Below are 7,060 nucleotides of genomic sequence, written 5' to 3'. Positions count from 1 at the left end.
TGCAAAATGCTGGTGCGGATGCTGCGATCGCATCCCTGTGGAGCGTGGATGACAAAGGTACCCAAGTCTTGATGAATAAATTTTATGAGGTCTTAAAACAGGGGAACGTTACTAAAGCCGAAGCCCTGCGACAAGCTCAAATTGCTTTCATTAGCAGCAAGGTAGGGTCTGGTTTCGAGCATCCCTTTTATTGGGCACCGTTTATTTTAATTGGGAATGGATTATAGGGTTATTTGGTTGAAGGTTAGGAGGTTGAAGGTTGAAGGTTATGGGGTTGAAGGTTATGGGGTTGAAGGTTGAAGGTTATGGAGTTTAAGGTTGAAGGTTCAGAAGATAACCGGCAAACTTGCTAACTTGCTAACTTGCTAACCTACTAACCGGCAACCTACTAACCTTCTGCTAACCTTGGCCAAAAGGCCACGCTACGCGAACAACCTGCTAACCTTCTGCTAACCTAGAAGACAGAGCTGATGGGAGGTTAAGGGATGCCGTCAATCTTTCCCGGTATGGATCCGTATTTAGAGCATCCGGATTTATGGCCAGAAGTACATCATTGGTTGATTAGTTTAATTGCTGAGTCTTTAATTCCTCAGGTACGTCCGAAGTATAAAGTAGCTATTGAAAAGCGAATTTATCAGGTTAATAAAACTAACCAAGATGACGTCTTATTAGTGGGAATTCCTGATGTTACTGTTAAACGTCAACCCAATACTGAAGATTCTCCCACCTCTAAGAGGTTGTCTGAGAAGTCTCATTTGCTACATCCAAGCCCCCTAAATCCCCCAATTTTGGGGGACTTTTAGAAGCAAATTGACTCTTGTTCCCCCCAAAGTTGGGGGGCTAGGGGGGCAAAATTCAGTATCAAAAAACTTTTCAGATATCCTCTAAGGTTGCTGTTGCGTCACCAACCACAAAACCGGTAACAGTAATCGTTCCTATGCCTGAAGAAATCAAACAAGGGTATTTGGAAGTAAGAGATATGACTACCGGTGCTGTGGTAACCGCTATCGAAGTTTTATCTCCAGTAAATAAGCGCTCTGGTGAAGGAAGAGAAACTTACCTGAAAAAACGCCAACGGGTGTTAGGAAGTTTGACCAATTTAGTGGAGATCGATTTGCTCAGAGGCTGGAAACCAATGCCACTCTTAGATAATACTATTGAAAGCGATTATCGGGTTTTGGTTAGTCGAGAGGAGCATCGCCCACGAGCAGAGTTATATACTTGTAATCTCCCAGAGCAACTACCAACTTTTTCCCTACCGTTACGTCCAGAAGATTCTGAACCGATAGTGGATTTACAAGGTATAATCAGTAGTGTTTATGAGCGAGGGGGTTATGATTATCAACTCGATTATGACCAAGAGCCAGTACCAGCTTTATCAGAAACAAATCGGATATGGGCTAAGGAATTGTTGAAAACTGCTATATAGCAATTTTCATAGTTATCAGGTACAGATAATTTTTTCTAAATTCCTAATTCTAAATTCGCGCATTCTACTTGGTGGTGCGTTACGGGGCGGGCTATTCTAATACTGGCGACGAAGTGGAAAATTAGGGCAAGCCCGCCCCTAACACACCCTACACATCTGTTGCTAAATTCCCAATTCGCGCATTCTACTTGGTGGTGCGTTACGGGGCGGGCTATTCTAATACTGGCGACGAAGTGGAAAATTAGGGCAAGCCCGCCCCTAACACACCCTACACATCTGTTGCCCCGATTCCCGACTCCCGATTCCCGATTCCCGATTCCCGACTCCCGATTCCCGATTCCCCAATTCTAAATTCTAAATTCTAAATTCTAAATTCAATAAATCATCCAACTCAGCATAATCCGGCAACCTAGTATCAATTGACTTACCCTGGCGCAAGATAATTCGGTCATGTTGGGGACGGGACAAAAGTTCACTGAAATGGCGTCCCTTAAACAAAATCAAATCTGCCGGGAGTCCCACCCCAATCCTACCCATGTCAGGTAAACCCATTAAATCAGCCGCTGTCTTGGTTACGGCACAGGGCCAATCACCGATGGGCATATCTAAATGGGCAATCCGTACGGCTTGGGTAAACACTTCTAATACATCATGGTCCCCAAATCCATAAAAGGGGTCTCGACAATTATCACTAGCTAATGTTACCGGAATACCCTGTTGTTTAATTTCATGGAGCCTGGTTACTCCCCGCCAGGAAGGTGTAGAGTTAGCCTGTCGATCTTGTAGATAAAGATTGCACATGGGTAAGCTAACAATAGCAATTCCTGCTGCTTTGACCAACTTGAGAGTTTCCGCAACCTCGTCTAAGGGTTGCATGGCCAAACTGCAACAGTGACCACAAATAATTTTTCCGGTAAACTGATGACGAATCGCAGCTTGGGCAATCTTTCGTAAGCAATGGGAATCGGGATTACCGTTTTCATCAGCATGGAAATCTAGGTTGAGGTTTCTCTCCTTAGCTAAGGAAAAAACCCTATCGAGTTGAGCCTCCAGGTCTTGGTTGCTATAGGCTACTCCCCCAAGTATGCCTCCGACTTCAGCAATTTTGTCGGCTAAGGTCATGCCAGCGGGAGTTTGATAATAATCTAGAGTAACTAGAGACACCGCTTGTAGGGTAATTCTGTCAAGCCATTCTTTCTGGAGGGTTTGGAAAACGCCTAGGCTAATGGCAGCTTGTTCGCCGACCGAGTCAATGTGGGTGCGGATAGCTTTAGTGCCATGAGCATAGCTACATTTGAGTCCAAATTCCATGCGCCGATATAAATCTGACCGTTGCCAATAGGTTTCGGCATCAGCATGTCCGGTCAGACAGGCACTATTAAAGGTACCATCAGGATTGGGAGACCGTTCCCAAATATGACCTTTATCCAGATGGGTGTGTATATCTAGAAAACACGGCCATACTTGTCCTTGCCTGAGATTTATACTGGGTATATTACTGGGTATGTGACTAGGTATATTACTGGTATCTGTGCTAGCTTCAACACTGTTTGCGATACTGTTTTCGGTACTGTTTGCGATCGCGTAGCGTGACCGTTCGCGTAGCGTGGCCTTTTGGCCAAGGTCAATCCCATAACGGCTCTTTTCGAGCATCGTGTTTTGCTGCCCCTTGGGAACAATCGCCTTTGGCACTATTCCAGCAATGGCTCCCTGATTAATTTCAATATCAACTAAGCACAAACCCTGCTCGTTACGATGGTAAACGTTGCTGTTTTCCAGTAGGCAAAATGGTACATGGGCATTTGTGAGCCAGTATCGTTCGGCTTTGGGAATCATTAGGGAGTCGGGAGTCGGGAGTCGGGAGTCGGGAGTCGGGAGTCGGGAGTCGGGAGTCGGGAGTCGGGAGTCGGGAGTCGGGAGTCGGGAGTGGCCTATGGGAAAATTGAATGTACCTCATAAGTATCATAAACAGTATCATAAACGCGCAGTCGATCATCAAACCCAATCCTGATTTCTGATCACACCAAGAAATCCTCTGCTGTTCTAATCTTCCTTTATCCGAAGTTCCCGATTCCCGATTCCCGATTCCCGATTCCCAATTCTAAATTCTAAATTCTAAATTCTAAATTCTAAATTCTAAATTCTAACTTCTAACTTCTAACTTCTAACTTACCGATTCCCCATCTCCCCATCTCCCCATCTCCCCACACTTAGAGTCTCTAACCAGGCTTCAGTAGCTTCGGGATTTAAAGGCTTAGAAAACCAATACCCCTGTCCATATTGACAACGCCAATCACAAAGCTGTGCCAATTGCTTTTCAGTTTCCACTCCCTCTGCTACTACATCTATGCCGAGGTCGTTTGCCAACTTTACCATCCACCGCAAAATTTCCCCATGTTTGTGATCATCACTCATACCTTTTACAAAAGAGCGGTCAATTTTTAATATATCTATCGGTAAATTTGGCAAGTAACTTAAGACAGAATAACCAGTCCCAAAATCATCAATGCACAACTGAATCTGTCGCTGTTTGAGTTTCTCCAACAGAACCACTGCAGTGGTTTCCAGCAGTAAACTTTCTGTGATCTCTAGTTTCAAACTCTGGGCATCGAGACCAGAATCCCACAAAATTGTGTCGATTTTACCGATTAGATCCGGTTGGGATAATTGTAAGCTGGAGATGTTAACGCTGATCGTTAAATCCTGATATTGGGGAAACTGTTGTTGCCACTGCCACATTTGTTGGCAAGCCTGGCGTAGTACCCACCAACCCAGTGGCACAATCAGCTTTGTTTCTTCTGCCACTGGAATGAACTCTGCTGGCAACAGCAGTCCCCGTTCGGGATGCTCCCACCGCACCAGTGCCTCAAAGCCAGCCAGCTTATGGGTTTCAAGAGACACAATTGGCTGGTAATAAAGCCGCAATTCTTCGCGCTTAATACCCAAGCGTAAACTATCTTCTAACTCCAACCGCTCTATACTCCGGGTGCGCATGGCAGGGGTAAACAGCTTATAGCCAGTGTTACTCTCCATTTTGGCTCGATAAAGAGCTAGACTGGCGTTGTCAAGAAAAGCAGAGGCTTGGTAATCATCCCTGTCATTGCTAGCAATTCCAATATTGGCACTCAAAAAAATCTCATGGTCATCAATCGAAAAAGGCGTCCGCAGGCTAGTGCCAATCTGTTCTGCTACCAAGGTAGCTTCACTGACATCGTTAATGTCTTTGAGTAAGATAGCTAATTCATCTTCGGACCACCGCGCCACGGTATAGTTAACGGTATAGTTAACGGTAGAATTCAGGGCATCAGTCAAGCGAGAATCAAAAGCCTTTAGCAATTTTGCTCCCACCTGCCGTCCCATACTAAACTGAATGACTTTAAAACGTTCCAAAGCCACCAATAAGACGGCGAATCGATAACCCTTATACCACTTTGACCTCTGGATTACTTGCCTCAACCGTCTCCTAAAACTATCTGCGTTGAGCCAGGGAATCAGGAGGTCATTAAAGGTAGAATCCTGAAACCTTTGTACAGGTTGCTGATCTTGCTGATCATTGTTACTTCTAGCGAACACCTACTTTCTCTATCACCCTGAATTAGCTCAATTGAGTTACTCATTGATAATTGAGCCAAAAAGGAAACCCAAAAGGAAACCCAAAAGGCAAAAGCTGTGGTATAGTTAACCTTTTACCCTATTCTTTAAGCTCAATTTTGTTAATGGTTGTTAACGATGAACATCCTTACTGATGGTTTGACTAAGCAAATCAATAACGCTGTTTGGGGTCATCCTAAGTTGCGGTTATACCGTTTAAATCAGAGGTGGGACTGTTGAATGTTGAGTGAATGTGGACGATAAACAAGCAACGGCCAACTGTCGAAAACCCAACTTCAAGAGAACGCTAGCCACCGTGGAGCACTACCGTGGATCAGTGATGGAACATCTTAGTTAACCATTAGTTAACTAGATTAGTTAACTAGGGAAAACAAAATAGAGCATGGACTAGGGGTAAATCCCATGCCCTATTCTTGGATGCCCACAATTACGAGGTAGTTTTAACTGTTACCCTTTAACCCGTATAGGTAGTTTTTAGATGGCTTAATTGCTTAAGCCTGGTTGACTAGGGAAGCTGATCCCCCTTGAAGTAGGTAGCCAGCGATCGGCTATTGATCGCTGGCTTGGTGTTAACCCTAAAGGACGATTTGCGATCCCTGACTTTAAGGTAAATCGGCAATGTGGCTTTGTCTGTGAGAAAAAGTAATAAATAATTCTAATTGATTACATAATAAAAAGTAATGAGTGTTGAAGAAGCATTGGCGATGGTGGATACGGTCATCAAACCCGAACGCTTAAACGCAGTTCAAGAACTGGTGCTCCGCCAATGTTGGTCAGGACAAACTTATCAAGAGATTGCTGAGGGGTCTGGTTACGACGCCGATTACATTCGGGTGGTTGGCTCCCGCTTATGGCATATCCTGTCAGAGGTGTTTGGAGAGAAGATCACAAAAAATAACATTCGTTCTGTGATCAGGGACCGATTACGAGAGGTCGAGCTTCAGGAGTTGCCAGAGGTCGAGCTGGAATTACCTACAGAGTTCGAATTACCTAGAGGTGTGGTCCCTCTCAATTCTTCTTTTTATATCGAGCGTCCCCCCAATGACTCTCTATGTTACGAAACAGTGTTGCAGCCAGGGGCATTAATCCGAATTAAAGCCCCTAGACAGATGGGTAAAACCTCCCTGATGGTGAGGATTCTTGATCACGCTAGAGCATCTGGCTTCCGCACAGTCGCTCTGAGCTTGCAGCAAGCTGATGCCAATGTCTTTACGGATTTAGAACGATTTTTACAATGGTTCTGTGCCACAGTCACTCGTAGCCTAGAATTACCAAATCGACTAAATGATTATTGGGATGATATCTTTGGCAGCAGTGGTAATACCACAGATTACTTCGAGAATTATCTATTAAAAGAAATAGATACACCGATGGTATTGGCATTAGATGAGGTCAACCTGTTGTTTAATTACCCTGCTATTGCCACGGATTTCCTCGGTTTGCTGCGAGCTTGGTATGAAAAAGCCAAATACGGTGTAACTGGTAGCACAATTTGGCAAAAACTGCGCTTAATTATTATACATTCTACTGACGTTTATATTGCCTTACATATCCACCAATCGCCGTTTAATGTGGGATTATCCATTGAATTGCCAGAGTTTACCAAGGCCCAAGTGCAAGAATTAGCCCGTCGCCACGGAATCGATTGGGGTACTGATGATTCGAGGGTCGATCACGTATCTTTAATTATGGCTAAAGTAGGAGGAAATCCTTGTCTTTTAAGGGTAGCGTTATATCATCTTAGGCGCGGTGACGTTACCTTTGAAGAGTTATTGAATTCAGCAGCAAGGGAATCGGGGATTTATCATGATGACCTTCGACGACAATGGTGGAATCTACAACAATATCCACAACTGGTCGCAGCCTATGGAAAAGTAGTGATGTCATCCCAGCCAGTGGAATTAGAGCAAAAGCTAGCCTTTAAGTTGCAAAGTTTAGGATTAGTACAGCTCCACAAACAGGGGGCTGTACCTAGTTGTGATTTGTATCGTCAGTACTTTAGTACTCACCTGGGCTAAA

Annotated in this window: 7 protein-coding genes and 1 pseudogene; 5 read left to right on the top strand and 3 right to left on the bottom strand. The window is 44.4% G+C overall.

All coding sequences use genetic code 11. The annotated features are described in order from the left end of the window. From F6K63_RS29570 to F6K63_RS29555, 4 genes and pseudogenes are all read left to right on the top strand, one after another. The coding region (locus F6K63_RS29570; protein ID WP_287313938.1) for a CHAT domain-containing protein at positions 1 to 227 on the top strand (227 nt) is incomplete at its 5' end. Positions 228 to 485: 258 nt separating this feature from the next. After that, a pseudogene (locus tag F6K63_RS29565) lies at positions 486 to 722 on the top strand (DUF4058 family protein); the annotation flags it as partial. Between the two features lie 215 nt (positions 723 to 937). Next, on the top strand, positions 938 to 1,429 hold the full coding sequence (locus F6K63_RS29560) for a DUF4058 family protein (RefSeq protein ID WP_502708381.1): 492 nt from the start codon (positions 938 to 940) through the stop codon (positions 1,427 to 1,429). Between the two features lie 159 nt (positions 1,430 to 1,588). Beyond that, positions 1,589 to 1,780 carry a hypothetical protein gene (locus F6K63_RS29555; protein ID WP_287313937.1) on the top strand — a complete coding sequence of 64 codons (192 nt, stop codon included), beginning with the start codon at positions 1,589 to 1,591 and terminating at the stop codon, positions 1,778 to 1,780. A gap of 3 nt (positions 1,781 to 1,783) precedes the next feature. On the opposite strand, the gene F6K63_RS29550 is transcribed toward F6K63_RS29555, so the two are convergent. The 3 genes from F6K63_RS29550 to F6K63_RS29540 form a co-directional block, all read right to left on the bottom strand. Continuing rightward, a complete protein-coding gene (locus F6K63_RS29550; RefSeq protein ID WP_287313935.1) occupies positions 1,784 to 3,265 on the bottom strand; it encodes a cytosine deaminase in 1,482 nt (493 codons plus the stop codon). Beyond that, a complete protein-coding gene (locus tag F6K63_RS29545; RefSeq protein WP_287313934.1) occupies positions 3,180 to 3,386 on the bottom strand; it encodes a hypothetical protein in 207 nt (68 codons plus the stop codon). The genes F6K63_RS29550 and F6K63_RS29545 overlap by 86 nt, the downstream gene beginning before the upstream one ends. 212 nt (positions 3,387 to 3,598) lie before the next feature. Then, complete coding sequence (locus F6K63_RS29540; RefSeq protein WP_008181747.1) at positions 3,599 to 5,002, bottom strand: putative bifunctional diguanylate cyclase/phosphodiesterase; 1,404 nt, start codon at positions 5,000 to 5,002, stop codon at positions 3,599 to 3,601. A gap of 719 nt (positions 5,003 to 5,721) precedes the next feature. Between F6K63_RS29540 and F6K63_RS29535 the strand changes: the two genes are divergently transcribed. Beyond that, a complete protein-coding gene (locus tag F6K63_RS29535; protein WP_008181745.1) occupies positions 5,722 to 7,059 on the top strand; it encodes an AAA-like domain-containing protein in 1,338 nt (445 codons plus the stop codon). Position 7,060: the final 1 nt, after the last annotated feature.

Origin of the sequence: Moorena sp. SIO1G6, from assembly GCF_010672795.1 — a bacterium.
In the GTDB taxonomy this organism is placed as follows: domain Bacteria; phylum Cyanobacteriota; class Cyanobacteriia; order Cyanobacteriales; family Coleofasciculaceae; genus Moorena; species Moorena producens.
The sequence above is the reverse complement of the archived record's forward strand: the minus strand, read 5'-3'. Positions and strand labels throughout refer to the sequence as shown.